This window comes from Nonomuraea glycinis, assembly GCF_014646515.1.
Lineage (GTDB): Bacteria > Actinomycetota > Actinomycetes > Streptosporangiales > Streptosporangiaceae > Nonomuraea > Nonomuraea glycinis.
The window spans coordinates 1-25,870 of the sequence record NZ_BMNK01000031.1; the positions used below are offsets into that span (position 1 = coordinate 1).

The following is a 25,870-nucleotide window of genomic DNA, read 5'->3' on the forward strand; positions in this document are numbered from 1 at the left end:
GGACCTCAACGTGGCCGGGATGGTCCGCAACCGGCGGCTGGCCCGCGCCCTCTCCGACGCCGGCTTCGGGGAGATCCGCCGTCAGCTCGCCTACAAGACCGGCTGGAACGGCGGCCGACTGCTGGTGGCGAGCCGCTGGTTCCCCTCCTCCAAGACGTGTTCATCCTGCGGTGCGGTGAAAGCCAAGCTGCCGCTGCGGGTGCGCACCTACGTGTGTGAGGGGTGCGGCCTGTCGATGGATCGCGATGAGAACGCCGCGCGCAATCTCGCTTCGCTGGTGGAGCGTACGGTCGCCGGGAGTGGCCCGGAGACCCGAAACGGACGTGGAGCCGACCGTAAGACCCCGCCTGGCGGGGCAGGTGGCCGTGAAACGTCAACCTCGCACCGGGCACCCGCTGCCCGGATCAGACGGGGACCTTCGCCCACACCGGGCGAATCACCGAGAATCCTTAAAACTCAGTGAACGGTTGTGCGTGTTGTCATGCGGCGGCGGTCACCTGGCCGCCGGTGGGGGAGACCTGGCGGCCGCGCGCGGCGAGTGCCGGGTCGTGGGTGGCCATGACGACGGTGCCGCCCTCGGCGGTGTACTCATCCAGCAGTACGGCCAGTCGCTCGCGGAAACCGGAGTCCAGGCCGCGTTCCGGCTCGTCGAGCAGCAGGAGCTCGCTGGGCCGCAGCAGCGCGGCGGCCAGGAGCAGCCGCTGGCGCTGGCCCGTGGACAGGTTCAGTGGCGGCGCGTCGGCGCGTACGGCCAGGTCGAACAGCTCCAGCGCGGCGTCCACGGTGAGGCGGGGGCCGGCGTGCACCGTGTGCGTCAGCTCCAAGTGCTCGCGGGTCGTGAGCCCCGGGTACCAGGCCGGCTCCTCACCTACCAGCGTCGTCCGCCGCCAGAAGGCCGGTTCGTCGACCGGCGGCGCGCCGAACACCTCCACCGTGCCGCCGGTGGCGGGCAGGAGCCCGGCCAGGCAGCGGAGGAGGGTCGACTTGCCGGATCCGTTGGGGCCGACGATTGCGACCAGCTCCGCAGGGGCGACGGTCAGGTCCAAGTCGCGCAGCACCGGGTTGCCGCCGAGCTCCACGGACAGGCCGCTGACCCGGATGGTCATGTCGCACATGTCCCGAGCCTAGCCACCTCACCGGGGCGACCGGGATCGCCGCCTGCGTCGGGGATTCTGTCGGTGGCGGCGGCTAGCTTTGTACCCGAACACCTGTGCGACTGGAGGGTGACATGATTGCTGCTGAGCGGTTCGAGCGTGCTGCTGTTCTGGGTGTCGCCGTGGCGGAGGAGGCGCGGCGGCTGATCCGGCTGCATCTGATGCCCGCCGAGGTGGGGGAGGACGGCAAGGTCGTGGTGGACGTCCCGATGCCCGACGCCGCCGTGGTGACGGCCCTGCTCGACGTGGCGGCGGACTGTTTCGGCGAGCGGGGAGAGTCGGTCGAGGAGATGCGCCAGGCGGCCCTGGAGACGCTCTTACAACTGGCCGACTTCGACACCGACTCCCGGCTCAACGCCACGCCCCCGTAGGGGCTGTGGCCGGGCCTCACGCGGACACGAGCGCGTACGTGTCCGCGCGAGGCAGCCTCCGGCCTCAGGTGGGTGGCTCATCTCAGGATCGGGCGGCTCTCGGTGGGAGCGGCTTGATCCCAGGATCGGGTGGCTCTCGGTGGGAGCGGCTCGACCCTGAGGTCGGGTGGTTCGCCGCGGAGGTCCGGCTCATCTCAGGATCGAGTGGAGGGCCGAGGTCAGGGAGGCTCGGGAGTCGTCCTGGTCGATGGACCACATCATGGCGCCGCCCAAGCCCTTGAGCCGGATGTACGCCGCCTTCTGCACCAGCACCGCCGGGTCGTCATAGGACCAGAACTCGTTGCCGTCGTACAACCACAGGGTGCCGGTGCGCAGGTCGCGGTGGCGCTTGCCGGGCTTGGTCACCAGGTCCTTGTAGTCCTCGGTGCCCGCTGCCCACTTGCCGGGGGCGGGGCCGGTGGCCGGCTTGTACAGGCCGTTGCCGCCGCCCGTGACGCCGGTCCAGCCCTGCCCGTACGCCGGGACGCCGATGACGAGTTTGCGGGCCGGGGCGCCGCGCTCGCGGTAGTCGCGGACGGTCTGGTCGACGCTGTAGCGGACCTCGTTGGGGTCGCGGCGGTCGGAGAGCAGGTTGCCGTTGTGCCCGGTCCGGGTCTCCCAGCTGCCTCGTAGGTCGTAGCCCTGGATGGTGGCGAAGTCGAGCTGCTGGAAGACGCGCCGTACCTCGAAACCAGAGTCGATCTTGGCAGCGGCGGCGGGGAGGAAGGCAGTGAGCTCAGCCCGGGAGGAGAACGCCTTGAGCTGTGCGCGGAGTTCTTCGACGAAGAGGGTGAAGTTCCGCTTGTCCTCCGGCCGGATGATGTTGCCGTCGGCGCCGGCCGAGCCTGGCCACTCCCAGTCCAGGTCGATGCCGTCGAACACGCCCGCGCCCGCGCCGGGTGCGAGACCCGGGAGGTTGCCGCGCAGCCACAGGTCGACGCAGGACCGGGCGAGCTCGGCGCGGGATGCGGGGGTGAGCACGGCGTCGGAGAAGTACTTCGAGCCGGTCCAGCCGCCGAGCGAGATGAGGGTCTTGAGGCCGGGGTGCTTGGCCTTGAGCTTGCGCAGCTGGTTGAGGTTGCCGTTGAGCGCCTGGCCGGGCTCGTCGGCCACGCCGTCCACGCTCTGCTCGGCCGGGACGGGCCGCTGCCAGTCGGCCCACGGGTCGGCCGAGTAGCAGGCGCCTTCCGGGTTGACGAAGCCGAAGGCGTAGTTGATGTGGGTGAGCTTGGCGGCGGCGCCGCTGGTGTCCATGTCCTTGACGTGGTAATCGCGCCCGTAGACGCCCCACTGGATGAAGTAGGCGACCCGCTTGAAGCGGTCGTGCGTGCCTGTCTCCGCCTGGACGGGCAGCGGGACCGCCGTGAGGCCGAGTAACAGGGAGAGGGCGATGAGGATCTTCTTCACGGGGGGCGCCTCCCGGAGCGTGTACTTATAGGAAACTTTCCTATAAGTTGCCCCGGATCGTAGAGCCACGGGATCGGGCAGTCAATGGCAGCGGGCACACTGGTAGACGTGCCCTCCACGTTGCCTGACGGCGATCCCGCGCCCGCCTCCGGCGAGCTGCCCGACAGCGCCCTGCCCGGACTCGGTGAGCGGCCGTTCGGCTTCTACGTGCACGTCCCGTTCTGCGTGACACGCTGCGGCTACTGCGACTTCAACACCTACACCGCCACCGAGCTCGGCCCCGGCGCCTCCCAGCGCGACTACGCCGACACCGCCATCGAGGAGGTGCGGCTGGCCCGCCGGGTCCTCGGCGAGGTGGATCTTCCGGTCGAGACGGTTTTCTTCGGTGGCGGCACCCCCACGCTGCTGCCGGCCGAGGACCTGTCCAGAATTCTGGCGGCCATCGACGCGGAGTTCGGGCTGAAGGCCGGCGCGGAGGTGACGACGGAGGCGAACCCCGAGTCCGTCGACCAGCGCTACCTGGACGAACTCCGCGAGGGCGGCTTCAACCGGGTCAGCTTCGGCATGCAGAGCGCCCGCGAGCACGTGCTCAAGGTGCTCGACCGGCAGCACACGCCGGGCCGGGCCGGTCAGGCCGTGCTGGAGGCGCGCAAGGCCGGGTTCGAGCACGTCAACCTGGACCTGATCTACAGCACGCCGGGGGAGTCCGACGACGACTGGCGCGCCTCGCTGGCGGCCGCCGTCGCCGCCGAGCCCGACCACGTCTCGGCCTACTCGCTGATCGTCGAGGAGGGCACCCGGCTGTCGGCCAGGATCCGCCGGGGCGAGCTGCCGATGCCCGACGACGACGTGGCCGCCGACCGCTACCTGATCGCCGACACGATGCTGGCCGAGGCCGGATTCCGCTGGTACGAAGTGTCCAACTGGGCCACCTCGGACGCCGCGCGGTGCCGCCACAACCTGCTCTACTGGACCGGCGGCGACTGGTGGGCCGTCGGCCCCGGCGCGCACAGCCACGTCGGCGGCACCCGCTGGTGGAACGTCAAACACCCCGCCCCGTACGCTCAGCGCCTGGCCGAGGGCGTCTCACCCGCCCACGCGCGCGAGGAGCTGACCGGGGAGGACCGCGCCACCGAGCGGCTGATGCTGGAGCTCAGGCTCGACACCGGCTACCCGCTCGCCGAGGTCGAGCCCCGCGCCCGGCCGCGCGTCGCCTCGGCCCTGGCGGACGGGCTGCTGGAGGTCGAGGCGTTCAAGGCGGGCCGGATGGTGCTCACCCTGCGCGGCCGGCTGCTGGCCGACGCGCTGGTGCGTGACCTGCTCAGCTGATCAGGCGGATGCTGAAGGGGTAGCGGAAGTTCTCGCCCCGGTTGGCGGAGACGGCGGCCTGGATCTGGAAGATCAGCGCTCCGATCCAGACGATCGGGAGCAGCACGATGCCGATGACCACGATCGTCAGGATGCCGCTGATCATGAGGGCGGCGAACACGGTGATCTGGAAGTTGAGCGCCTCGGCGGCCTGATCCCTGACGTAGGGGGACTCGTCCTTTTTGATGAGGTAGAGGATCAGCGGGCCGACCCACGAGACCAGCAGACCGAGCAGGTGGGCCAGCATGGCCATCGAGCTGTCGTCGCTGCCGGGACGGGGACCGTACCTTCCCGGCACGTACGGCTCCTGCCGCCCCTGCGCCGCGTAGCCGTACGGCGGATGCTGCTGTCCGGGCGGAGGCTGCTGCCCGTAGCCGTACGGCGGGGGCTGCTGGCCGAACCCGTACGGCGGCGGCTGCTGGCCATAGGGCGGCTCGTAACCGGGCGGCGGAGGCGGCTGGCCGTAGCCGGACTGGTGTCCTTGCCCAGGCTGCGAGCCAGGTTGTACGCCATACGGCAGGCCGGGCGGAGGAGGAGGGTACTGCGGCCCTGAGGGTGATCCGGGCTCGGGGCCTTGGCCAGGCTGGGAGCCGTACTGCGGGCCGGACGGAGGAGGGAACTGCGGCCCTGACGGTGATCCGGGCTCGGGGCCGTACTGCGGGCCGGACTGGGGGCGGAACTGTGGCCCCGACGGCGGTCCGGACCGGGGGCCGTCCGGCTGCGGGTCACGTGACTGGGGTCCGGACTGGGTGCCCGAGTCGGGCTGTGGGTCCGGTGGCTGGGCGCCGTGGACGTCGGCGGCGGAGACGCGGCGGGTCGCGTCGTCGTCCGGCGGTGGCTGCGGATCGTGGCTCATGGTGCCTCCGTAACGAAGTCGATCAGTTCCTCCACCCGGCCGAGCAGCTCGGGCTCCAGGTCGGCGAAGCTCGACACCGAGCCCAGTATGCGCCGCCACGCGTCGGCCGGCGCCATGCGCCAGCCCAGCGCGGCGATCACGCCTTCCTTCCACGGAACCCCGCGCGGCACGTCCGGCCAGGCCGGGATGCCGACAGAGGAAGGCTTGACCGCCTGCCAGATGTCGATGAACGGGTGACCGACCACGAGCACGTCCGGGGAGGTCACCCGGGCGGCGATACGGCTCTCCTTGGAGCCGGGCACTAGGTGGTCGACCAGCACGCCGAGCCTGCGGCCCGGCTCGGGCGCGAACTCCTCGACGATCTCCGGCAGATCGTCCACGCCCTCCAGGTATTCGACCACGACGCCCTCCACCCGCAGGTCGTGGCCCCAGATCCGCTCCACCAGCGCGGCGTCGTGCACGCCTTCGACGTAGATGCGGCTCTGCCTGGCCACCCTGGCCCGCAGTCCCTCCACGGCGATCGAGCCGGAGGCGCTGCGCCGGTGGGTCTCCGCGGTGGCGGCCGCCGGCCGTACCAGCGTAACGATCTTGCCGTCCAGCAGGAACGCGGCCGGATCGAGCGGGAACAGGCGCCGCTTGCCGAAGCGGTCCTCCAGCGTGACGGCCTCCTTGTCGCAGGCGACCACCGCGCCGCAGAAGCCGCTGTCGGCGTCCTCCACGACCAGGTCGCGCTCGGCCGGCACCTTCGGAATCTTGCCCCGGCCCGGACGCCGCCAATTTCCCCCGAGAACATCACCCTCGTACACACGGGGACCGTAGCAAATCAGTCGCGGACCGCGAGGCGCTTACGCTGGCGGCTGCGGCGCACCAGGACCACGATCGTCACGATGATCGCGGCCAGGACGCCTACCCCCGGGACGGCCACCAGCAGGGCCACCCCGCCCAGGACGCCGCCCACGGCGGTGGAGATGTCCCGGCCGACGCCGAACCGCGCGGTCGCGCCCTCCGTGACGGTGCACGTGATCGGGTAATTGCCCGCGGAGGGTGCGGCGATCCGCAGGATCTGCTGCCACTGCGTGCCGTTCACCGTGAGGTTCTGGGTGCCGGAGACGGGCAGGAGCCTCGCCCCGTTGGCGATCTGGCATTCGTAGCGCACCCGGGTGCGGCTGGCGAGGTAGAGCACGGGGCTCTGGGCCGGGTCGAGGGCCACGGTGACCTGCTCGCCGGCGGCGAACGTCCTGGTCGGCGCGACGTTGTCGACGCTGCTGAGCAAGCCGCTGACGAAGAGAACCACGCCTGCGACGACGCACAGGACGGCGACGCCCCAGGCGACGGCGATCCACCGCAGGTGCGGCCTGAGGTTCTTCGAGCCGTCGGGCGGCCTGGACCCCGGCGGGTACTGACCGAACTGCGGTTGCTGGCCGTACGGGGCGTAGGGAGACTGCTGGCCGTACTGCGGGGGCGGGGCTTGCGGGTAGGGCGGAGGCTGGGGCTGGCCGTACTGCGGCTGTCCCTGCTGGCCGTAGGGAGGTGCCTGGCCGTACTGCGGCGGTGGGTACTGCTGGGGCGGGCCGTTCGGGAAGGATTGTGGTGTCTCACCTGGGGAATGCCCGCCCTCTGACGGGGGACCGTAGGGAGGATATGGATTGTCCGTCATGTGACAAGTGTGACGGGTGTGATGATGGTGCGCCAGCAGGCCAGGGCCCGCAGCGTGCCTCTGACGTGCGCCGAGTGGCCGGCGGCCCACCGTGTTATCGCACCTTGTGAGTGAGAGCCGTACACTTGGCACTCGGGAACACAGAGTGCTAGACCTGTCGTTTCCCGGAAGGCAGCGGTAGGAGGTGCTCACGTGCTCGACGATCGTAAACTCGCGGTGCTCCGCGCCATTGTCGAAGACTACGTGTCGACCAACGAACCGGTGGGCTCCAAAGCGCTGGCGGAGCGCCACAACCTGAAGGTCTCCCCGGCGACGGTCAGGAACGATATGGCCGCACTGGAGGAGGAGGGCTACATCACCCAGCCGCACACCAGCGCCGGCCGGGTGCCGACGGACAAGGGATACCGCCTGTTCGTCGACAGGCTCTCGCAGATCAAGCCGTTGTCCGGAGCCGAGCGCAGGGCCATCGAGACCTTTCTGGCCGGCGCGGTGGACCTGGACGACGTGGTGACCCGCACGGTGCGGCTGCTCGCGCAGCTCACCAGGCAGGTCGCTGTGGTGCAGTACCCGACGCTGACCCGCTCCACGGTGCGGCATGTCGAGCTGGTCCAGCTCGCCGAGCGACGCGTCATGCTCGTGCTGATCACCAACACCGGCCGCGTCGAGCAGCGCGTGATCGAGCTGCCCGAAGTGGTGGAGGACCACCGCATCGCGCACCTGCGCGCGGTGCTCAACAGTTGCCTGGACGGCTGCGGGCTGGGCAATGTGCCCGACCTGGTGGCCGACCTGCCCGAGCGACTACCGGCCGAGGATCGGCCCGTCGTGGCCACGATCCTGTCCGTCCTGCTCGAAACGCTCGTCGAACGCCACGACGAGAAGATCGTCTTCGCCGGTGCCGCCAACCTCGCGGGGGCCGGCTTCAGCGTCGGGCTGCGCGACGTGCTCGAGGCACTGGAGGAGCAGGTCGTGCTCATGCGCCTGCTCGGCGAGACTTCCACAGACACACCGTCCGCTCTCACCGTGCGCATCGGATCAGAGAACGCCTATACCGGGCTCGTGGGCACGTCCATCGTCGCCACCGGATACGGTTCAGGCGACAACCAACTGGCTCGGCTCGGCGTGCTGGGCCCCACGAGGATGGACTACCCCGTGACGATGGGCGCCGTGCGCGCGGTGGCACGCTACGTCAGCCAGATCCTGGCTGCATCTTAAGAGGTCGATAAGTGGCAAACACCGACTACTACGCCACCCTCGGGGTGCGCCGTGACGCCAGTCAGGAAGAGATCAAGAAGGCTTACCGCCGGCTGGCTCGCGAGCTGCACCCTGACGTGAATCCCGATCCCGCCACCCAGGAGCGGTTCAAAGAGATCACGCAGGCCTACGAGGTGCTGTCGGACGCGAGCAAGCGCCAGATGTACGACCTGGGCGGCGATCCGTTCGGTGGCGCCGGCGCGGCGGCCGGCGCCGGCGGGTTCGGCGCGGGGTTCCCGTTCAGCGACATCATGGACGCCTTCTTCGGCAGCGCGGGCGGCGCACGCGGGCCGCGCTCGCGCGCTCGCCGGGGCCGCAACGCGACCATCCGGGTCGAGCTCGACCTGCGCGAGACCGCCTTCGGCACCACCCGCGAGCTGGTCGTCGACACGGCCGTGCTGTGCGAGGTGTGCCAGGGCGCGGGCGCGTCCCCGGGCACCCACCCCGACACCTGCGACATGTGCAACGGGCGCGGCGAGATCAGCCAGGTGACCCGGTCGTTCCTGGGTCAGGTCATGACCTCGCGGCCATGCCCGCAGTGCGGCGGTTTCGGCAGCATCATCCGCAATCCCTGCCAGGAGTGCTCCGGCGACGGCCGGGTGCGCACCCGCCGTACGATCAAGGTGCGCATCCCTGCGGGCGTCGAGGACGGCACCCACATCCAGCTCGCCGGCGAGGGCGAGGTCGGCCCCGGCGGCGGCCCGCCCGGAGACCTCTTCCTGGAGATCGTCGAGCGCCCGCACGAGATCTACGAACGGCGCGGCGACGACCTCCACTGCACCGTCCAGATCCCGATGACGGCCGCCGCCCTCGGCACCATTCTCACCGTCGAGACGCTCGACGGCGCCGAGGAGATCGACGTCCGGCCGGGCACCCAGTCAGGCCAGGTCATCACCATGTACGGCCGCGGCGTGCAGCGGCTCAACGAGACGGGCCGCGGCGACCTGCTCATCCACGTGAACGTCGAGACGCCGCACCGCCTCGACACCGCTCAGGAGGAGCTGCTGCGCGAGCTGGCCAAGCTGCGCGGCGAGGAGCGCCCGCCGGGCAAGTTCGCTCCGGGCCAGCAGGGCTTCTTCTCGCGACTGCGCGACGCCTTCAACGGGCGCTGACGCCGCCGAGCAGCTCTGGCGGTTGCTCCGGCCGTGACGGCACCGCCAGCAGCTCCTCAGGCAGCGCCACCCGCGCGGTGACGCCGCGGCGCAGCGACTCGTGCAGCCACACCCTGACACCGAGCCGGTCGGCCAGCCTGCCCACCACGTGGTGGCCCAGGCAGCGGGTGGGGGCCACCAGGAAGCTCTCCTCGCCGCGCAGCCGCGCGTTGGCCGCGGCCAGCTCCTCGGCGGTCATGCCGATGCCGTGGTCGGTGATGGTGATGCGGCATTCGCCCTCGTCCGCCCGCGCCCACACCTCCACCTCCGCATCGGGTGGCGAGTGGGTCAGCGCGTTCTCCACCAGCTCGGCCAGCAGGTGGGCGACCTCCGCCACCACCGCGCCCCGGACCGGCGCGCCGTCCACCACGCGCAGCGTGACCCGGTGATGGTCCTCGACCTCGGTCAGGGCCAGCCGCAGCACGTCCGCCACCGGTACGGGCTCCGACGAGCGGCGCGCCCCCCGCTTGCCGGCCAGCACCAGCAGGCTCTCGGCGTTGCGGCGCAGCCGGCTCGTCAGGCGGTCCAGCTCGCAGAGCCGGGCCAAGGCGGCGGGGTCGGACTCCTCGCGCTGCAGCATGCCGATGAAGCTCAGCTGGCGGTGCGCCAGGTTTCGGTGCCGTACGCCGAGGTCCACCAGCGACTCGGTGGTGACGCGCCGCAAGGCCGTGTGCTCGGCCGCCAGCCGTACGGCGCTGCGGTGCAGGTCACCGAGCGCGCCGGCCACCCCCGCGAACTCGCCGTCCCGCCGGCGCGAGCACTGCGCGTGTACGTCCTGACCCTGCCCGCCGTGAGTGACCCGGAAGACCTGCTCGGCCAGCGCGTCGGCCTGGTCGGAGAGCCGCCGCAGGGGACGCAGCGCCGAACGGGAGGCGAGCACGCCGAGCACCGGCATGCCCAGCACGAGCACCGCGCCCAGCGCGCCCAGCAGGGCCAGGTGCAGAGTGGCCCGCTCCGCGGCGGCCAGCGCCGGTGCGCGCACCTCTTCGGCCACCGACCGCTGCACGCTCCGCAGGGCCTCGTCGTAGCCGATGGCCGCGTGGTGCCAGGCGCGCGGGCTCGCCGACAGCGGGGTGCCCGCGACGGCCTGTCTCTCCATGGCGGCGAGCCTGGGCGGATGGCCACTCTGCTGGGCCCGGGCCAGCGCCGCCCGGCCCGTCGCCGTCGCCACGCGCTCGAACCTGGCGAACGCGTCCGCCTTGACCGCCCGTACCTGGAGCAGGTCGAGATGCCCCGCCGAGGTGAACGAGCCGGTCGCGAACGCCGCGGTCACCAGGGCGCGCTCCTGACAGGCCGTCTCCTTGGCCCTGCTGATGGCCTCCAGCGCCTCCAGCGCCTGCAGCCCGCCCGGCCGGGCGGCGAAGGAGGCGTCCAGGAGAGCCGAGATCGCGCCGGTGTAGGCGGAGAAGGCCTCCTGCGCGGTGGCGGCGCCGGACCGGGCCTCCCGGAGGCCGGTGAGCGCCGCACGCAGGCCCGGCGTCGCGGTGTCGAGCCGGGCTCTGGCCCGATCGGTGACACGGCGTTCGGCGTCCAGATCGGCCGCGAACCTGTCGTCGCCGGCGAGCACCCCCAGCGCCAGGCCGCGCTCGCGCTGGAGCGGGTGGATCAGCTCCTGCGCGGCGAGCACCCCGCCGACGTGACCGGCGGTCCCGGTCGCGTCGGCCCTGGCCCTCAGCCGGTCCGCGGCGCCCGCTCCCAGGCCCGCGACCAGCAGGAGCGTCGAGACGGCCAGCGGCAGCGCGACGCGCGCCCTGACGGGCGGCGGCCAGGGGAGCCGGCGGGAGACTGTCATCGCGCTGACCCCTCGTAAAGTGACTCAGGAAGGTGCGACTGCACGTGACACGATATTGCGCTACGTGATCGCTTGGCTGCATAACGTTAAGAATCTGGGGTGCCTGGAGTGACGGTTCCGGTGTTCCTCGCGGCGGATCTGAGCGGGTCCGAGCTGGTGCTCGACGGTCCTGAAGGGCGTCACGCCGCCGCGGTCCGGCGGCTGCGGGAAGGGGAGCGGGTCGACCTGACCGACGGGGCGGGCGCGGTGGCCGAGTGCGTCGTGCGCGAGGTGCGCAAGGACGCGCTCAGGCTGGAGGTGCTGGCCCGGCACGAGGTGCCGGCGCTGCGGCCCCGGCTGGTGGTCGTCCAGGGCCTGCCGAAGGGCGACAGAGGCGAACTGGCCGTCGAGATGATGACCGAGGCGGGCGTGGACGTGATCGTGCCCTGGGCGGCCTCGCGCAGCATCACCCAGTGGAAGGGCGAGCGGGCGGCCAAGGCGCTGCACCGGTGGCGGTCGACGGCGCGCGAGGCGGGCAAGCAGGCCCGCCGGTTCCATCTGCCCGAGGTGACGGAGCCGGCCTCGACGGCCCAGGTCGAGGCGCTGCTGGCGGACGCGGCTCTGGGGCTGGTGCTGCACGAGGAGGCGGCCGAGCCGCTGTCGCGGGTGGCACTGCCGGCGGGCGGCGACATCATCATGGTGGTGGGACCCGAGGGCGGCGTCTCGGACCAGGAGCTCGCCGCCTTCCAGGCGGCGAAGGCGCTGCCGGTCCTGCTCGGGCCGACGGTGCTGCGCACCTCGACGGCGGGGGTGGCTGCGGCAGCGGTGCTGCTCACCCGAACCGGCCGCTGGTGACACCCGTGCGGGCTACGGGGCGCCAGACGTGACGACAGAGGGCTGGGGACGTCCGTATGGGGTGCCAGGCGTGACGAACAGCGGGCTTGGGGCGTTCGTGCAGGGCGAGGGTGTCTACGGGGCGCCGGGCGTGACGAACAGGGGGCTGGGGACGTCCGTCGGGGTGGGGGCCAGGTCGCCCGGTGGGCACTCCTCCGCCGGGCACGACGTGTCCGGCAACGCCGTCTCGGACAATGTCGGGGTCGGTGTCGAGGTGGGTGTCGGCGAGATCGTCGGGCAGTCCGACGGCAGCTCCTCCTGCAGCTCCACGGTCGACGGGCAGGGCGTCGGAGTGGGCGTAGGCGTCGGGGTGGGGGTCGCCTTGCTGGTCGACCTGGCCGTCTCCGACGCGGGCTGCGGCGGCGGTGACGTGACCGGCTCGGAGACGATCCCCGGCGGCGGCACGTCCTCGCGGACGGTCGACTTGGGGGACGGCGGCCGGCTGGTCGAGGACTTGGCCGGCGGCGTGCTGCTGGTAGTGCTCCGCACCTCCTGATAAGGCTGCTCGATCACGCGCTGGCGCAGCTCCGGGACCACCATCACGATGGTGCCCGCCACCAGCATCGCGCTGGCGGCGGCGGCGCCCGCGCGCCACCAGAACAGGTTGCGCACGCCACGCCGCTCGATGCGGGCGCGGATGATCTCCAGTCCTTCCGGCGAGGGTACGACCGCGTCCGCCTCCGCGCGGAGCGCACGGCGAAGGATCTCGCCGTGCTCGTCGGGGGGCTGGGTCATGACATTTTCTCCAGGACGGATCGCAAGGCGGCCATGCCACGTGCGGTGTGGCTCTTGACCGCGCCCTTGCTGATGCCCATGGCGTGGGCGATCTCAGCCTCGGACAGATCACCGTAGTAACGAAGGACCAGTGCCTCTCTCTGACGTGTCGGCAGGGACCTCAGTGCCTCGATGACGGCGGAGCGTTCGAGCTCGCCGATCGCGCCGTTCTCAGCGCTGGGCGCATCGGGCAGTCCCTTGGGCGCGTACTTCTCCACCACCGCGCGGTGCCGCAGCACCGAACGGGATCGATTGACGACGGACTGACGCAGGTAGGCGAGTGCTTTGTCGGGGTCACGCAGTCTGCGCCAGGCGCCATGGATGGCGACGAACGCGTCCTGCACGACTTCCTCCGCGGTTGCCATGTCGCGCACCAGCAACACAGCGAGACGCACTAATGACCGAAAGTGCGCACTGTAAAGCGCGGTCACGGCCATGTCGGCATCCCACCCGACCGGCACCGCCCCCATGGACCTGTCGGCCAGGAGGGTTTCGGTGGTCACATCAGTGGGACGCGCGGCCTTGCCTGAGGGTTTACGCTCTTCCGGTTCCTTAGGGGGCATGACCCAGTCGTGTCCTCGCCAGGTGGCCTCGCCCGACCCTGAATCGTCTTTTTTCTTGAGTGTCGCACACCCACCCTAACCGCGCTGATCTTAAGACGCCACGACGGATCGGGTCACCTCTTCGCAACGCCGATCAGGGGGCGGACGCCGGACCAGGCAGCGGAGGCGGGCCTGTCGGTAGGGTGCTCAGATGACCGACTGCATCTTCTGCAAGATCGCGGCCAAGGAGATCCCGGCCGAGATCGTCCTGGAGACCGACAGAACGCTGGCGTTCCGCGACACCAACCCGCAGGCGCCCACCCACGTGCTGGTCATCCCGAAGGAGCATCACGCCGACGCGGCCGCGCTGGCGCGGGCCGACGCCGGGCTCGCCGACGAGGTGCTCAAGGCCGCGCACACGGTGGCCGAGAACGAGGGGGTGGCCGTCGCCGGTTACCGAATCGTGTTGAACACCGGGCCCGCCGCCGGGCAGACCGTCTTCCACGTGCACGCCCACATGCTGGGCGGACGTGACCTGACCTGGCCGCCCGGGTGACCCTGGCCGGGTGATTTTGGCCCGGATATATTGGCGCGAGTAATTCTGCTGCTCCCGGCTACGATGTGGGGAGAAGAACAGCCGAACAGACCGGGAGGCATCAGGCCGCTGGCCTGCCCATGTCCGAACTACACGAATCCCGACGCACGGCACCTCCATCGCGCACACAGGCCAAGGTGCTGATTCCGGACGAATACCCGATGGTCAGCCTCCTGGGCTCCCGTGACGAGCTGCTTCGCGTCATCGAGGGCGCTTTCAAGGCCGACGTCCATGTGCGCGGCAACGAGATCACCGTCACCGGCAGCCCCGACGAGAGCAGCACCGTGGTGCGGCTGTTCGAGGAGCTGGTGGAGGTCCTGCGCAGCGGCGGCGAGCTGACCCCCGACGCGGTCGAGCGGAGCATCGCCATGCTCCGGATGACCTCCGACCGCCCGGCGGAGGTGCTGTCCCTGGACATCCTCTCCTCCCGCGGCCGCACGATCAGGCCCAAGACCGTCAACCAGAAGCGTTACGTCGACGCGATCGACAAGCACACCGTCGTCTTCGGCATCGGCCCCGCCGGCACCGGCAAGACCTACCTGGCCATGGCCAAGGCGGTGCGGGCGCTGCAGGAGAAGCAGGTCAACCGGATCATCCTGACCCGGCCCGCGGTCGAGGCGGGCGAACGGCTGGGCTTCCTGCCGGGCACCCTCTACGAGAAGATCGACCCCTACCTGCGGCCGCTGTACGACGCGCTGCACGACATGGTCGACCCCGACTCGATCCCCAAACTGATGGCCGCGGGCACGATCGAGGTCGCCCCCCTCGCATACATGAGGGGTAGAAGCCAGCCGCTCGGCACCGGCGTGCTGACGCCGGATGGATTCCGCTCGATCGGCGAGTTGGAAGTCGGTGACCTGGTCATCGGGTCCAACGGCGAGCCGACTCCCGTGCTCGGCGTCTATCCGCAGGGTGAGAAGAAGATATACCGGCTCTTCAGCCAAGATGGTTCCTCGGTGCTCGCTTCCGAAGACCATCTGTGGGCTGTCCGCTCCCGTGATGACGGCAATCGTGGCAAGCCGTGGCGGGTGCTGGAGACGAAGCAGATGATCGGCGACCTGCGGACGGCTCACTACCGCAAGTGGGAGTTGCCGCTGCTGAGCGCTCCGGTCCGCTTTCCCGAGCAGCCGGTCCCCATGGACCCGTACGCACTGGGCCTGCTCATAGGGGACGGCTCAATCACAGGCTTGACCACTCCGAGTTTCGCGACCAATGATCCGGAACTCGTAGAGGCGCTGGAGGAGGCCGTACCTGGGGTGAAGGCGAGGTGGAGGGGTGGGCCGAACTACCTCCTCAACCGGGTGCCGCAGGCCGAGGAAACCGGCAGAGTCACACACCCGATCAAGTCAGCCGTCCGTGCTCTGGGGCTGGTCGGGTGTAAATCGCCGACGAAATTCGTGCCTGACGTCTACCTGTACAACACCCCGGAGGTCAGGCTCGCGATCCTGCAAGGACTGCTGGATTCGGACGGCGGTCCGGTCACGCAGGACGAGCGCAGCGCCAGGATTCAGTACACGACGGTCTCGCCCCAGCTGCGCGACAATGTGATCTTCCTGGTGCAGTCGCTGGGCGGCGTCGTGTATTGGCGTACGCGTCCGGCGGCGGGCCGCAAGCCGGGGTTCGCGCACGGGCAGCCGGTGCATCACCGTCATGACGCGCACATCCTGGACATCCGGCTTCCGGAGGGCGTCGAGCCTTTCCGGCTGTCGCGGAAGGCGGAGATCTACCGTTCCTTCGGGGGCGGCAGGCCGATGCGTTTCGTGGACCGTATCGAGCCGCGTGGCACGGCGGAGTGCGTCTGCATCCAGGTGGCTGCGGCGGATTCGCTCTACGTCACGGAGGACTTCCTCCTGACGCACAACACGCTGAACGATGCGTTCATCATTCTCGACGAGGCGCAGAACTCCTCGGCCGAGCAGATGAAGATGTTCCTGACCAGGCTCGGGTTCAACTCGAAGATCGTGGTGACGGGTGACGTCACCCAGGTCGACCTGCCCTCGGGCACGACCAGCGGCCTGCGGGTGGTGCAGGAGATCCTCGACGGCATCCCCGACATCCACTTCGCGCTCCTGTCCAGCGCCGACGTGGTCCGGCACAAGCTGGTGAGCGAGATCGTCGACGCCTACGGCCGTTACGACGCGTTGCAGGATCCCAAGCCTCTCCAGCAGCGGGGGAAGCGTCGATGAGCATCGAGATCAACAATGAGACGGGCGCGGAGGTCGGCGAGGAGCTCCTGGTCTCGCTGGCCACCCACGTCCTCGGCGAGATGGGCATCAACCCGCTCGCCGAGCTGTCGATCGTGATCGTGGACGAGGACGTCATGTCCGAGCTGCACGAGAAGTGGATGGGCGAGGCGGGCCCGACCGACGTGCTCGCCTTCCCCATGGACGAGCTGCGACCGGGCGGCGGGGCGCGCGGAGACGCCGATGTCCCGGCCGATCCGGCCCTGCTCGGCGACGTGGTGCTCTGTCCCGAGGTGGCGACCAGACAGGCGGCCGAGGCGGGGCACAGCGCCCAGGAGGAACTGGAGTTGCTGTGCACGCACGGCATCCTGCACCTGATGGGCTATGACCACGCCGAGCCCGAGGAGCACAAGGAGATGTTCGACCTGCAGGCCCAACTGCTCCAAGGATGGCGGGAGGTGCGCAGCTCCCGGTGAACGCCTGGTTGCCGTTGGCCGTCGTCCTCGTCATGGTCGGCGGCCTGATCGCCAGCGCCGAGACTGCGCTGACGCGCATCTCCAGGGTGCGCGCCGAAGCGGCCGTGCGTGACGGGAAGCGCGGGGCCCAGCGGCTGCACGCCATCGTCGCCGACGCGCCGCGCTACCTCAACCTCCTGCTGCTGCTCCGGCTGAGCTGCGAGATGGTCGCGACGGTGATCGCGACACTGCTGTTCATCGACCTTTTGGACGATCAGGGCTGGGCGTACGTCTCCGCCGCGGCGGTGATGATCGTGGTCAGTTATGTGATCGTCGGGGTGATGCCGCGGACCCTGGGCCGTCAGCACGCCGAGCCGATCGCGCTGGCCAGCGCGCCCATCGTCTACGGGCTGACCAAGATTTTCGGTCCGCTGCCCAAGCTGCTCATCCTGCTCGGCAACGCGCTGACTCCCGGCAGGGGGTTCCGTGACGGCCCGTTCACCTCGGAGGCCGAGCTGCGGGACCTGGTCGACCTGGCCGAGGAGCGCAGGGTCATCGAGCCGGACGAGCGCGAGATGATCCACTCGGTCTTCGAGCTGGGTGACACGCTGGTGCGCGAGGTGATGGTGCCGCGCACCGACATGGTCTACATCGAGCGTGGCAAGACGCTCAGCCAGGCGTTGTCGCTCGCGTTGCGCAGCGGCTTCTCCCGCGTCCCCGTCGTCGGCGAGAACGAGGACGACGTCATCGGCATCGCCTACCTCAAGGACATCACCCGCCGGGTGCACGAGTCCGGCGAGGACGGCGGGGAGGAGCGGATCGAGTCGATCATGCGCCCGGCCACCTACGTGCCCGAGAGCAAGCCGATCGACCAGTTGCTGCGCGAGATGCAGGCCAAGCAGACCCACCTGGCGATCGTCATCGACGAGTACGGCGGGACGGCCGGGCTGGTCACCATCGAGGACGTGCTGGAGGAGATCGTCGGCGAGATCACCGACGAGTACGATCAGGAGGCGCCCCGCGTCGAGACCATGTCCGACGGTGCGCTGCGGGTGACGGCCCGGATGCCGGTGGACGAGCTGGCCGAGCTGTTCGACACCGAGATCGAGGTCGACGACGTGGAGACGGTGGGCGGGCTGCTCGCGCACGCGCTCGGCCGGGTGCCGATAGCGGGGTCGCAGGCGGAGGTGGCCGGGCTCCAGCTGACCGCTGAAAGCCTGGCCGGTCGGCGCAACCGGATCAGCACCGTGGTGGCGCGCCGGGTCGCGCCGGCGGAGGGTGACGTCGTCCCGGCGGCCGCCGAGCACGAGTGAGCGGACGCCGTCGGGCGCGGGCCGAGCACGAGTGAGCGGACGCCGTCGGGCGCGGGCCGGGCATGGCTGGGCGGACGTCGTCCGGGTCATGGCCGGGGATGGCTGAGCAGCGGCGCAAGCCTTCTACAAGCGTTCTGCAAGTGGGGTGGAGGAGTCTCTTCATCGACGCCCTGTGCGGTGGGTGTCACAGGGGGATGTGTCCGAAGCGCCGGGTGGGGTTCGCGGCGCAAGGACACTCCCTGGGGGGACGGCAACGTCACGGTCTGCTAGCCGGCCGAGGCGTTGGTCGGCGTAAAGGGTGCTCTCGTCCGGATTACCGGGCGAGGGCACCCTTTTAGCGTTTGATTGTTTATTGGCAACTCTGGTGGATTGCCGTATTAGTCGCCCGGGGAGATTGCGACTCGGGGGGAATCATGAAACGCGTACTGCGGATCATCGCCTGCGGGCTCCTGGCCGGTGCCCTGGCGGGATGCGGCGGCAGGGGTATCGCCGAGGTCGACGGGGTCGACATGAAAGCCCTGGCGCACATGAAGGAAATCTTGGCCAAGGAGCCGAGGCTGCCGGACGGCTTCTCGCCGCGGCCCGGTCAGGCGTGGCAGGCGCCGTTCACGCCGGCGGATCGCAACTGCCGCGCCGTACTGGACGCGGCGGGTGGACGGGCGCCCGAGCGGGCGCTGACCGCGCAGGCGGCGGCCAGCTATCAGGGTGACGAGCTGGGTGAGCAGGTCGGGGTGGGGCTGGCCCAGTACATGGGCTCCGAGGCCGAAGAGCACATCGCCGAGCTGGCCAGGGCGCTGGAGTCCTGCCGGGCGGTCCGCGCGGGCAGCGGCACCCTCCTGCGCACGACCATCCTGCCGCTCGGGGACGTGGCCGACGAGGCGGTGGGCGGCGAGCTGCGCGGAAAGCTGAACGGCTACCCGTACACGCTGGACGTGGTGCTGGCCCGATCGGGTGACACGCTCGTCTCTCTGGTGCACACGAGCATGGCCGAGATGGAGCCGCAGCGGACGCGGCAGCTCCTCGACGCGGTGATCAGGATGGCCACCGCCTAATCTGGTCCTCGTGACTCTCGATCCCGAAGACAGCAAGATCATTACGTTGGCGCGTGCCGCCAGGGCGCGCAACGGCTCGGCCGAAGGCGCCGCCGTGCGTGACGAGACGGGCCGCACCTACTCGGCCACCGACGTCGCGCTCACCTCGCTCACGCTGTCCGCCGTGCAGGTGGCGGTGGCGGTGGCCGTGTCCAGCGGCGCGCGGTCGCTGGAGGCGGTCGCGCTGGTGACCGCCGGCGAGCCGAGCGCCGCGGACGAGGCCGTGGCGGCGGAGCTGGGCGTCAAGGGCCTGCTCGTGGCCGATCCCGACGGCACGCCGCGCGCTGCGGGCGGCGGGCGCTGAGATGCCGATGTCGCCGTTCCTGGCCGCGCTGCGGGCCAAGGTCGGATCCGACCTGCTGGTGTTGCCCTCGGCGAGCGGCTGCGTGTTCGACCGATCCGGCAGGCTGCTGGTGGCCCGGCACGGGGACGTGGGGCTGTGGGCGGTGCCCGGTGGCGGCATCGACCCGGACGAGCGGCCACAGGACGCCGTGGTGCGGGAGCTGCGTGAGGAGCTCGGCATCGAGGTGGAGGCGCGCGGCCTGATCGGCGTCTACGGCGGGCCGGAGTTCCGGACCCTCTACCCCAACGGGCACGAGGTCTCCTACGTCATCGCCGTCTACGGGTGCGCGCTGGTCTCGGGCACGCCCACCCCGGACGGGGACGAGATCAACGACGCCCGATGGGTCACCGAGCAGGAGCTGGACGGGCTCACGATGACCGGATGGTCGCCGGGTGTGCTCCCCGACGCGTTCGCCTGGTGGCGTGACCAGGCCCGTTGATGGGCCAGAATGCACATGTGACTTCGCCAGACAGCCATCGCGCCGGATTCGCCTGCTTCGTGGGGAGGCCGAACGTCGGCAAGTCCACGTTGATGAACGCCCTGGTCGGCACCAAGGTGGCGATCACCTCGTCCAAACCGCAGACGACCAGGCGGGTCATCAGGGGCATCGTGCACCGCCCCGACGCGCAGATCGTCATCGTGGACACGCCGGGTCTGCACCGGCCGCGCACGCTGCTCGGTGAGCGGCTCGACAGTCTCGTGCTGTCGACGCTCACCGAGGTGGACGTGATCGGCTTCTGCGTCCCGGCCAACGAGCCGATCGGCAAGGGCGACCGGTTCATCGCGGAGAAGCTCACCGCGGTGAAGAACACCCCGGTGGTCGCCGTGGTGACCAAGTGCGACCTGGCCACGCGGGAGCAGATCGCGGCGCAGCTCCTGGCGGTGTCGCAGATCGCGGAGTTCGCGGCCATCGTCCCGGTCTCCGCGCAGTCGGGGGAGCAGCTCGACGTGCTGGGTGACGTGCTCATCGAGCACCTGCCCGAGTCGCCGCCGCTCTACCCGGGCGGGCAGCTCACCGACGAGCCCGAGCAGGTGCTGGTCGGCGAGCTCATCCGGGAGGCGGTGCTGGAGGGCGTCCGCGACGAGCTGCCGCACTCGATCGCCGTGGTGGTCGACGAGATGATGGCGCGCGAGGGGCGGGACGACCTGCTCGACGTCTACGCGCACATGTTCGTCGAACGGCCCTCGCAGAAGGCCATCGTCATCGGTCACAAGGGCGAGCGGCTGCGGGACGTGGGCACCAGGGCGCGCAAGCAGATCGAGGCGCTGCTCGGCACCAAGGTCTATCTGGACCTGCGGATCAGCGTCGCCAAGGACTGGCAGCGCGACCCCAAGCAGCTGCGCCGCCTGGGCTTCTACGACTGACGGCCGTGCCGGCTGACCTGCTACGGCTGACGGCCGTCGTGCCTGCCGACCTGCTACGGCTGACGCCGCTGCGTCGGCCGGCCTGCTACGACTGACGGCGTACCAGTGTCGCGACCGCGAGGACGATCACCGCGAGTGCGGACGCCAGTGCGGCGAACCAGCCGAATCTGATCACCGGCTCGACCGACAGCAGGCGGCCCAGGTCGATCGAGACCCGGTCCTGGATGCCGGCCGAGTCGGTCACGAAGAGCACCAGCACCAGCGCGGCCAGCGCCCCCGGCAGCGCCGCCAGCGCCGCGACCCGCGGCCGGCTGAGCAGCCCCGCCACCCCGAAGCCGAGCGCGGCCAGCCCCGCGAGGAGCGTCAGGACGCCGAAGGTGTCGTCGACGCCGCGGATGTCGTTGGACACCCCGCCGCCGATCAGCTCACTCCTGGCCTCGACGCCCGCCCACGGCAGGATCGCGCAGAACACCAGCGACGCCCCGGCCACCATGACGGCGAATGCGTAACCACGGCGGGTGCCCTGCTCGGCAGAAAGATGGTCGGCCACCCGATCACGATAAGCCGGGCCGCGCCGCGCCGCCTACTGTCCACGCGTCCTGAATGCCGAGACCACCCCGCCGGACGACCACGATCGGGTACGGCTACACCGGGCCTGCCGGCCGGCCGCGCGAAGCCGTGGATTCGCCCCATTCGAGCCTGGTCCGGAGGGCGACGGCGTCGAGGGCCAGGGCGGAGACCAGGGTGGCGGGGCCTGCCAGGGGGAGCACGGCGACGCCGTCGGCGACGACGGCCTCCGCCAGGGGAACGGGGCCCGCGATCAGGGTGGTGCCCACGCAGCGGGCGTCGCCGTACACGGCGGGGGAGGTGTCGAGAGCCGGGGTGCCGACCGTGAACTCCTGCCTGAGCAGGGGGCGGCCGTCGAGGGTGGCGTCGAAGCGGGCATGGCAGCGTCCCGGTTGCTCGCCGTACCGGCCGAAGACGATCTCTTCGCGCCACAGCACCCGGGCGTCCGAGGCGAGCGTCAGGCCTACCTCGATGCGGTGGGCGCAGCCGGCGGCGAGCACCGTCGGCTCGGGCGTGAACCGGAGGGTCGCTCCCGCGCCGACGCGGGCGGTGATCAGCGTCCGGGACTCGCCCGGACCGGGCAGGACCAGGGTGCTCGCCACCGAGCCGAGCTCCAAGGTGGTGCCCGGGGCGACGTCCAGGTCGAGTTCGAGGCGGTCGCCGCCGAGCGGGCCCGCCGCCGTGGAGATGAGGTGGACGGAGTGCGGCCCCGTCTGGCGGAGCGTCAGCGGGGGCGCGGACCTCAGCACCGGGATGCTGGTGCGGCCCGCCACCAGCGCGGTGGCGAGAGCGGCCCGCGCGTGCATCGCACGTCGTCCCACGGTTGGTGCCCGCGAGCGGCCGAGTGGCGGTAGCGGTGGGGCGGTCGGGGTGCTGGAAGGTTCAGGGCGTAGTGGGGTTCGGGTTTCCGGAGCGGGTGGGGTCGGCATGTCAGTGGTGTTGGTGGAGCCAGGACTGGACCTGGTCGCGTACCCAGGCGGCCACCGCGGCGGCGGTGGGGTCCTGTCTGATGGAGGTGAACAGGACAGGTCGGTCGCCGCGTACGGCCGCCGAGTCCTTGGCCATGACGTCGAGGTCGGCGCCCACCAGGGGGGCCAGGTCTGTCTTGTTGATGACCAGGAGGTCGGCGGTGGTGACGCCGGGGCCGCCCTTGCGGGGGACCTTGTCGCCGCCCGACACGTCCAAGACGAAGATCTGCTTGTCCGCCAGACCTCGGCTGAACGTCGCCGTCAGGTTGTCGCCGCCGCTCTCCACGATGACCAGGTGCAGCGGCCCGAAGCGGTTCTCCAGGGTCTCCACGGCGTCCAGGTTGGCGGCGATGTCGTCGCGGATGGCGGTGTGCGGGCAGCAGCCGGTCTCCACGGCGAGGATGCGGTCCTCGTCGAGCACGCCGGCCTTGCGCAGGAAGTCGGCGTCCTCGGTGGTGTAGATGTCGTTGGTGACGACGCCGAGCTGGAGCGTGGGGCCGAGCGTCCGGCACAGGGCGGCGACCAGGGCCGTCTTGCCGCTGCCGACCGGGCCGCCGACGCCCAGGCGCAGCGCGCGGCCGTGGCCGTCGGGGGCGTGGTGGTGGTCGTCATGGTCGGCGCTCATGAGGTGTCCTTCCTAGGAGACGAACAATCTGACCTGAGCCAGCGCATGCCGCTCGGCCAGCACATCCAGAGCCGGGGCCGAGTGAGCCGGCAGATCCGCCCAGGGGGCGGCCGAGGGTGGGAGATCGCGCTCGCCGGGTGCCGTCGGGAGCTCGCGGGACAGGTCCGCGAGCAGCCGGTGGACGGCCACCGGGTCGAGACCCAGCAGCCGGACCGCCGCCGTGGCCGGGCCGCTGATCGCGTGGTAGGCCGCCGCCAGCGCGGCGTCCTCGGGTGCGGCGCCCGCCGCGTGCGCCGCCGCGCCGAGCGCGAGCGGATGATGCGGGCTTGGTACGGCCCCCGCCAGCTCCTCCAGCACCGGGGACGGCCACAGGCGGCGCGCCACCCGGAGCAGCAGCCTGCCCTGTACCCGCGACGCCGCCCGCTGGGCGGGAGACGCCGTCCGGGCATCGACCTCGGCGTCCAGGCCGTCCCAGGCCCAGGGGCCGTCGGCCGTACCGGAGGCGAAGGCGCAGGACGCCGCGGCGAGGGCGGTGGCGACCGCGCCCGTGGTGTGCAGGCGGCCCCTGAGGAAGGACCCCAGGGAGGGCACGTCGTGTACGGCGCCGGACGTGACCGCCTGCTCGACGCCGCCCGAGTGGGCGTGGCCGCCGGCGGGGAGGCGGGAATCGGTGAGAAGCAGGATGGCGGCGTTCATCGGACGGCGTTCATCAGAAGAGGAAGTAGCGCTGCGCCAGCGGCAGCGTCTGGGCGGGGGCGGGCTCGATCAGGTCGCCGTCGATCCGGACCTCGAACGTGTCCGGCGCCACCTCGATCCTCGGCAGCGCGTCGTTCAGCGGCATCGACGCCTTGCCGCGCCCCCGTACATCCGTCACGGGTGTCAGGCGGCGGCGGACGGCGAGGCGGTCGGTGAGGCCGGAGTCCAGCGCGTGCGGCGAGACGAAGTGCAGTGAGGTGGCGGCGGCCGTCGCGGGGGCGGCGCCGAACATGGGGCGGGGCAGCACCGGCTGGGGCGTGGGGATGGAGGCGTTGGCATCGCCCATCTGGGCCCAGGCGACGACGCCGCCCTTGAGGACGAGCGTGGGCTTGACGCCGAAGAAGGCCGGATCCCACAGGACGAGGTCGGCGAGCTTGCCCGTCTCGACGGAGCCGACCTCGGCGTCCAGCCCGTGGGCGATGGCGGGGCAGATGGTGTATTTGGCGACGTAGCGGCGGGCGCGGAGGTTGTCGGCGGGGCCGCCGAGCGAGCCGCGGCGGGCCTTCATGACGTGCGCCGTCTGCCAGGTGCGGATGATCGTCTCGCCGACGCGGCCCATGGCCTGCGAGTCGGAGCCGATCATCGAGATGGCGCCTAGGTCGTGCAGCACGTCCTCGGCCGCCATGGTCGTCGGCCTGATCCTGGACTCGGCGAAGGCCAGGTCCTCGGGGATGGACGGGTTCAGGTGGTGGCAGACCATGAGCATGTCGAGGTGCTCGTCGAGGGTGTTGACGGTGTGCGGCCTGGTCGGGTTGGTGGAGGAGGGCAGCACGTTGCCGTAGGAGGCGACGCGGATGATGTCGGGCGCGTGCCCGCCTCCGGCGCCTTCGGTGTGGTAGGCGTGGATTGTCCGGTCACCGATGGCCGCCAGCGTGGATTCGACGAACCCGGCCTCGTTCAGCGTGTCGGTGTGGATGGCGACCTGCACGCCGCTCGCGTCGGCGACCTTGAGGCAGGCGTCGATCGCGGCGGGGGTGGTGCCCCAGTCCTCGTGTAGCTTGAACCCGGACGCGCCGGCCGCGAGCTGCTCCCACAGCCCTTCGGCGGAGACCGTGTTGCCCTTGCCGAGCAGCGCGAAGTTGAGCGGGTAGGAGTCGAGGGACTCCAGCATCCTGCCGAGGTACCAAGCGCCGGTGACGGTGGTGGCCTTGGTGCCCTCGACGGGTCCGGTGCCGCCGCCGATGATCGTGGTGACGCCGGAGCCGATCGCCTCGTCGAGGACCTGCGGGCAGATGAGGTGCACGTGGGAGTCGATGGCGCCGGCGGTGAGGATCTTGCCGTTGCCGGCCAGGATCTCCGTGGACGGGCCGATGACGATGTCGACGCCGTCCATCGTGTCGGGGTTGCCGGCCTTGCCGATGGCGGCGATCCGGCCGTCGATGACGCTCACGTCGGCCTTGACCACGCCCCAGTGGTCGAGGATCACCGCGCCGGTGATCACCAGGTCGGCGGCGCCCTCCGCGCGGGTGGTGCGGGCCTGGCCCATCGACTCGCGGATCACCTTGCCGCCGCCGAACACCGCCTCGTCGCCCGCCCCGGCGGGCCCCATGGACAGGTCCTCGGTGACCTCGACGAACAGGTCGGTGTCGGCGAGCCGGATCCGGTCGCCGGTGGTGGGGCCGTAGAGGGCGGCGTAGCGGGCGCGGGAGATCTCAGGCATCGAGCGCTCCCGCCTGCTCGGCGCGCAGCCCCGGCACGATCCGGTGGCCCGCGAGGGGCACCAGGCTCACGTCTCGCTCGACGCCCGGCTCGAAGCGGATCGCGGTGCCGGCGGGCACGTCCAGGCGCAGGCCCCAGGCGGCCTGCCGGTCGAAGTCCAGGGCGGGGTTGCAGGCGGCGAAGTGGTAGTGCGAGCCGACCTGCACCGGCCGGTCGGCCGTGTTGACGACCCGCACGGTCACCCGCTCACGGCCCGGGTTCAGCGGGATCGTCCCCTCGGGGTGGATGTACTCGCCGGGGATCACGGGATCGGCCTGTGCACGGTGACGAGCTTGGTGCCGTCGGGGAAGGTGGCCTCGATCTGCACGGTGTCCAGCATCTCCGGCACCCCCTCCATGACGTCGTCCCGGCCGAGCACGGCGCGCCCTGACTCCATCAACTCCGCCACCGTCCGGCCATCCCTGGCCCCTTCCATCAAGAACGACGCGATGATCGCGGTGGCCTCGGGATGGTTGAGCCGCAGGCCCCTGGCCTGACGGTCGCGCGCCACCCCGGCCGCGACGTGGATGAGCAGCCGTTCCTGCTCGTGTGGGGTCAACCGCATGGGCCGGACCCTAGGAACCGGCCGTTTCCACGGTGTTGCCGAGGCGTGTCGTGCCGGTTTCCTCTGGGTCGCGACGCCGCGGAATCCCCGTGAGGCACGGGCAATCGGCTC

At 71.0% G+C, this 25,870-nt stretch carries 28 protein-coding genes and 3 pseudogenes; 16 read left to right on the forward strand and 15 right to left on the reverse strand.

The genetic code is table 11. The features are described 5' to 3' along the window. Positions 1–463 (forward strand): zinc ribbon domain-containing protein (locus IEY87_RS46495; RefSeq protein WP_229699471.1); only part of this gene is annotated, 463 nt, incomplete at its 5' end. A 16-nt stretch (positions 464–479) separates the two neighbouring features. Here IEY87_RS46495 and IEY87_RS44850 read toward each other — a convergent pair. Continuing rightward, the gene (locus tag IEY87_RS44850; protein WP_189145024.1) at positions 480–1,115 is read right to left on the reverse strand and encodes an ABC transporter ATP-binding protein; all 636 of its coding nucleotides are present in this window, start codon (positions 1,113–1,115) and stop codon (positions 480–482) included. A gap of 113 nt (positions 1,116–1,228) precedes the next feature. Here IEY87_RS44850 and IEY87_RS44855 point away from each other — a divergent pair, with 113 nt between their 5' ends. Continuing rightward, positions 1,229–1,525, forward strand: coding sequence for a hypothetical protein (locus tag IEY87_RS44855; RefSeq protein WP_189145025.1), 297 nt, complete (start codon positions 1,229–1,231; stop codon positions 1,523–1,525). Positions 1,526–1,714: 189 nt separating this feature from the next. Here the strand turns inward: IEY87_RS44855 and IEY87_RS44860 are convergent, their stop codons facing one another. After that, complete coding sequence (locus IEY87_RS44860; protein ID WP_189145026.1) at positions 1,715–2,971, reverse strand: glycoside hydrolase family 18 protein; 1,257 nt, start codon at positions 2,969–2,971, stop codon at positions 1,715–1,717. A 108-nt stretch (positions 2,972–3,079) separates the two neighbouring features. Here IEY87_RS44860 and hemW point away from each other — a divergent pair, with 108 nt between their 5' ends. Then, positions 3,080–4,300, forward strand: a complete 1,221-nt coding sequence (gene hemW, locus IEY87_RS44865) for a radical SAM family heme chaperone HemW (protein ID WP_189145027.1) — start codon at positions 3,080–3,082, stop codon at positions 4,298–4,300. Here hemW and IEY87_RS46935 read toward each other — a convergent pair. The 3 genes from IEY87_RS46935 to IEY87_RS46510 are packed head-to-tail and all read right to left on the reverse strand — an operon-like array spanning position 4,293 to position 6,852. After that, entirely contained in the window at positions 4,293–5,195 is a 903-nt protein-coding gene (locus IEY87_RS46935; RefSeq protein WP_189145028.1) for a DUF4870 domain-containing protein, read from the reverse strand. The genes hemW and IEY87_RS46935 overlap by 8 nt on opposite strands. After that, positions 5,192–6,001, reverse strand: a complete 810-nt coding sequence (locus IEY87_RS44875; protein WP_189145029.1) for a DUF3097 domain-containing protein — start codon at positions 5,999–6,001, stop codon at positions 5,192–5,194. The genes IEY87_RS46935 and IEY87_RS44875 overlap by 4 nt, the downstream gene beginning before the upstream one ends. A 17-nt stretch (positions 6,002–6,018) precedes the next feature. Further along, positions 6,019–6,852: a hypothetical protein gene (locus tag IEY87_RS46510; RefSeq protein WP_225278278.1), complete on the reverse strand. Its 834-nt coding sequence runs from the start codon at positions 6,850–6,852 to the stop codon at positions 6,019–6,021. A gap of 192 nt (positions 6,853–7,044) precedes the next feature. Between IEY87_RS46510 and hrcA the strand changes: the two genes are divergently transcribed. Together hrcA and dnaJ are read left to right on the forward strand one after the other, a co-directional pair. Continuing rightward, entirely contained in the window at positions 7,045–8,064 is a 1,020-nt protein-coding gene (gene hrcA / locus IEY87_RS44885) for a heat-inducible transcriptional repressor HrcA (protein WP_189145030.1), read from the forward strand. A gap of 11 nt (positions 8,065–8,075) precedes the next feature. Next, positions 8,076–9,215, forward strand: a complete 1,140-nt coding sequence (gene dnaJ / locus IEY87_RS44890; RefSeq protein WP_189145031.1) for a molecular chaperone DnaJ — start codon at positions 8,076–8,078, stop codon at positions 9,213–9,215. Here dnaJ and IEY87_RS44895 read toward each other — a convergent pair. Beyond that, positions 9,202–11,046 (reverse strand): sensor histidine kinase, encoded by a 1,845-nt coding sequence (locus IEY87_RS44895; protein ID WP_189145032.1) that lies wholly within the window; start codon positions 11,044–11,046, stop codon positions 9,202–9,204. The genes dnaJ and IEY87_RS44895 overlap by 14 nt on opposite strands. Positions 11,047–11,154: 108 nt before the next feature. Here IEY87_RS44895 and IEY87_RS44900 point away from each other — a divergent pair, with 108 nt between their 5' ends. Continuing rightward, a complete protein-coding gene (locus tag IEY87_RS44900) occupies positions 11,155–11,880 on the forward strand; it encodes a 16S rRNA (uracil(1498)-N(3))-methyltransferase (RefSeq protein ID WP_189145033.1) in 726 nt (241 codons plus the stop codon). Positions 11,881–11,994: 114 nt separating this feature from the next. On the opposite strand, the gene IEY87_RS46515 is transcribed toward IEY87_RS44900, so the two are convergent. Then, positions 11,995–12,654: a hypothetical protein gene (locus IEY87_RS46515; RefSeq protein ID WP_225278282.1), complete on the reverse strand. Its 660-nt coding sequence runs from the start codon at positions 12,652–12,654 to the stop codon at positions 11,995–11,997. Next, entirely contained in the window at positions 12,651–13,163 is a 513-nt protein-coding gene (locus IEY87_RS44910) for a SigE family RNA polymerase sigma factor (protein ID WP_189145064.1), read from the reverse strand. Before IEY87_RS44910 ends, IEY87_RS46515 begins: the two co-directional genes overlap by 4 nt. Positions 13,164–13,446: 283 nt before the next feature. On the opposite strand from IEY87_RS44910, the gene IEY87_RS44915 reads away from it, so the two are divergent. The 10 genes and pseudogenes from IEY87_RS44915 (at position 13,447) to era (ending at position 20,580) form a co-directional block, all read left to right on the forward strand. Next, on the forward strand, positions 13,447–13,791 hold the full coding sequence (locus IEY87_RS44915) for a histidine triad nucleotide-binding protein (RefSeq protein ID WP_189145034.1): 345 nt from the start codon (positions 13,447–13,449) through the stop codon (positions 13,789–13,791). A gap of 200 nt (positions 13,792–13,991) precedes the next feature. Continuing rightward, a pseudogene (locus IEY87_RS46520) lies at positions 13,992–14,618 on the forward strand (PhoH family protein); the annotation flags it as partial. Between the two features lie 348 nt (positions 14,619–14,966). After that, positions 14,967–15,428 (forward strand): annotated as a pseudogene (locus IEY87_RS46525) (LAGLIDADG family homing endonuclease); the annotation flags it as partial. Between the two features lie 261 nt (positions 15,429–15,689). After that, positions 15,690–16,016 (forward strand): annotated as a pseudogene (locus IEY87_RS46530) (PhoH family protein); the annotation flags it as partial. Beyond that, the gene (ybeY, locus tag IEY87_RS44925) at positions 16,013–16,489 is read left to right on the forward strand and encodes an rRNA maturation RNase YbeY (RefSeq protein ID WP_189145035.1); all 477 of its coding nucleotides are present in this window, start codon (positions 16,013–16,015) and stop codon (positions 16,487–16,489) included. The pseudogene IEY87_RS46530 and the gene ybeY, both read left to right, overlap by 4 nt. Further along, positions 16,462–17,781 carry a hemolysin family protein gene (locus IEY87_RS44930; protein ID WP_189145036.1) on the forward strand — a complete coding sequence of 440 codons (1,320 nt, stop codon included), beginning with the start codon at positions 16,462–16,464 and terminating at the stop codon, positions 17,779–17,781. Before ybeY ends, IEY87_RS44930 begins: the two co-directional genes overlap by 28 nt. A gap of 413 nt (positions 17,782–18,194) precedes the next feature. Then, the gene (locus IEY87_RS44935) at positions 18,195–18,833 is read left to right on the forward strand and encodes a hypothetical protein (RefSeq protein ID WP_189145037.1); all 639 of its coding nucleotides are present in this window, start codon (positions 18,195–18,197) and stop codon (positions 18,831–18,833) included. A gap of 10 nt (positions 18,834–18,843) precedes the next feature. After that, positions 18,844–19,176, forward strand: coding sequence for a cytidine deaminase-like protein (locus IEY87_RS44940; protein ID WP_372462300.1), 333 nt, complete (start codon positions 18,844–18,846; stop codon positions 19,174–19,176). 7 nt (positions 19,177–19,183) lie between these two features. After that, entirely contained in the window at positions 19,184–19,654 is a 471-nt protein-coding gene (locus IEY87_RS44945) for an NUDIX domain-containing protein (RefSeq protein WP_189145038.1), read from the forward strand. A 17-nt stretch (positions 19,655–19,671) separates the two neighbouring features. Next, the gene (gene era / locus IEY87_RS44950; protein WP_225278277.1) at positions 19,672–20,580 is read left to right on the forward strand and encodes a GTPase Era; all 909 of its coding nucleotides are present in this window, start codon (positions 19,672–19,674) and stop codon (positions 20,578–20,580) included. Between the two features lie 85 nt (positions 20,581–20,665). Here era and IEY87_RS44955 read toward each other — a convergent pair whose 3' ends face one another. The 7 genes from IEY87_RS44955 to IEY87_RS44985 all read right to left on the reverse strand — a co-directional run bounded on the left by IEY87_RS44955 (position 20,666) and on the right by IEY87_RS44985 (position 25,759). Then, on the reverse strand, positions 20,666–21,130 hold the full coding sequence (locus IEY87_RS44955; protein WP_189145040.1) for a hypothetical protein: 465 nt from the start codon (positions 21,128–21,130) through the stop codon (positions 20,666–20,668). 94 nt (positions 21,131–21,224) lie between these two features. After that, a complete protein-coding gene (locus tag IEY87_RS44960; protein WP_225278276.1) occupies positions 21,225–21,968 on the reverse strand; it encodes an urease accessory protein UreD in 744 nt (247 codons plus the stop codon). Positions 21,969–22,077: 109 nt separating this feature from the next. Further along, on the reverse strand, positions 22,078–22,740 hold the full coding sequence (ureG, locus tag IEY87_RS44965) for an urease accessory protein UreG (protein ID WP_189145041.1): 663 nt from the start codon (positions 22,738–22,740) through the stop codon (positions 22,078–22,080). A gap of 12 nt (positions 22,741–22,752) precedes the next feature. After that, entirely contained in the window at positions 22,753–23,436 is a 684-nt protein-coding gene (locus IEY87_RS44970) for an urease accessory protein UreF (RefSeq protein ID WP_189145042.1), read from the reverse strand. Between the two features lie 13 nt (positions 23,437–23,449). Then, positions 23,450–25,156 carry an urease subunit alpha gene (locus IEY87_RS44975; RefSeq protein ID WP_189145043.1) on the reverse strand — a complete coding sequence of 569 codons (1,707 nt, stop codon included), beginning with the start codon at positions 25,154–25,156 and terminating at the stop codon, positions 23,450–23,452. After that, entirely contained in the window at positions 25,149–25,460 is a 312-nt protein-coding gene (locus IEY87_RS44980) for an urease subunit beta (protein WP_189145044.1), read from the reverse strand. Before IEY87_RS44980 ends, IEY87_RS44975 begins: the two co-directional genes overlap by 8 nt. Further along, positions 25,457–25,759 (reverse strand): urease subunit gamma, encoded by a 303-nt coding sequence (locus IEY87_RS44985; protein WP_189145045.1) that lies wholly within the window; start codon positions 25,757–25,759, stop codon positions 25,457–25,459. The genes IEY87_RS44980 and IEY87_RS44985 overlap by 4 nt, the downstream gene beginning before the upstream one ends. Between the last annotated feature and the right edge of the window lie 111 nt (positions 25,760–25,870).

Bases quoted from the DNA above. Each gene is read 5' to 3' on its own strand.
- IEY87_RS44915 (WP_189145034.1), top strand. From the start codon at position 13,447: ATGACCGACTGCATCTTCTGCAAGATCGCGGCCAAGGAGATCCCGGCC.
- IEY87_RS44945 (WP_189145038.1), top strand. From the start codon at position 19,184: ATGTCGCCGTTCCTGGCCGCGCTGCGGGCCAAGGTCGGATCCGACCTG.
- IEY87_RS44910 (WP_189145064.1), bottom strand. From the start codon at position 13,163: ATGGGGGCGGTGCCGGTCGGGTGGGATGCCGACATGGCCGTGACCGCG.
- ybeY (WP_189145035.1), top strand. From the start codon at position 16,013: ATGAGCATCGAGATCAACAATGAGACGGGCGCGGAGGTCGGCGAGGAG.
- IEY87_RS46515 (WP_225278282.1), bottom strand. From the start codon at position 12,654: ATGACCCAGCCCCCCGACGAGCACGGCGAGATCCTTCGCCGTGCGCTC.
- IEY87_RS44985 (WP_189145045.1), bottom strand. From the start codon at position 25,759: ATGCGGTTGACCCCACACGAGCAGGAACGGCTGCTCATCCACGTCGCG.
- IEY87_RS44895 (WP_189145032.1), bottom strand. From the start codon at position 11,046: ATGACAGTCTCCCGCCGGCTCCCCTGGCCGCCGCCCGTCAGGGCGCGC.
- ureG (WP_189145041.1), bottom strand. From the start codon at position 22,740: ATGAGCGCCGACCATGACGACCACCACCACGCCCCCGACGGCCACGGC.
- IEY87_RS44930 (WP_189145036.1), top strand. From the start codon at position 16,462: ATGGCGGGAGGTGCGCAGCTCCCGGTGAACGCCTGGTTGCCGTTGGCC.
- IEY87_RS44975 (WP_189145043.1), bottom strand. From the start codon at position 25,156: ATGCCTGAGATCTCCCGCGCCCGCTACGCCGCCCTCTACGGCCCCACC.
- IEY87_RS46510 (WP_225278278.1), bottom strand. From the start codon at position 6,852: ATGACGGACAATCCATATCCTCCCTACGGTCCCCCGTCAGAGGGCGGG.
- IEY87_RS46935 (WP_189145028.1), bottom strand. From the start codon at position 5,195: ATGAGCCACGATCCGCAGCCACCGCCGGACGACGACGCGACCCGCCGC.
- IEY87_RS44935 (WP_189145037.1), top strand. From the start codon at position 18,195: ATGAAACGCGTACTGCGGATCATCGCCTGCGGGCTCCTGGCCGGTGCC.
- IEY87_RS44855 (WP_189145025.1), top strand. From the start codon at position 1,229: ATGATTGCTGCTGAGCGGTTCGAGCGTGCTGCTGTTCTGGGTGTCGCC.
- IEY87_RS44970 (WP_189145042.1), bottom strand. From the start codon at position 23,436: ATGAACGCCGCCATCCTGCTTCTCACCGATTCCCGCCTCCCCGCCGGC.
- IEY87_RS44850 (WP_189145024.1), bottom strand. From the start codon at position 1,115: ATGTGCGACATGACCATCCGGGTCAGCGGCCTGTCCGTGGAGCTCGGC.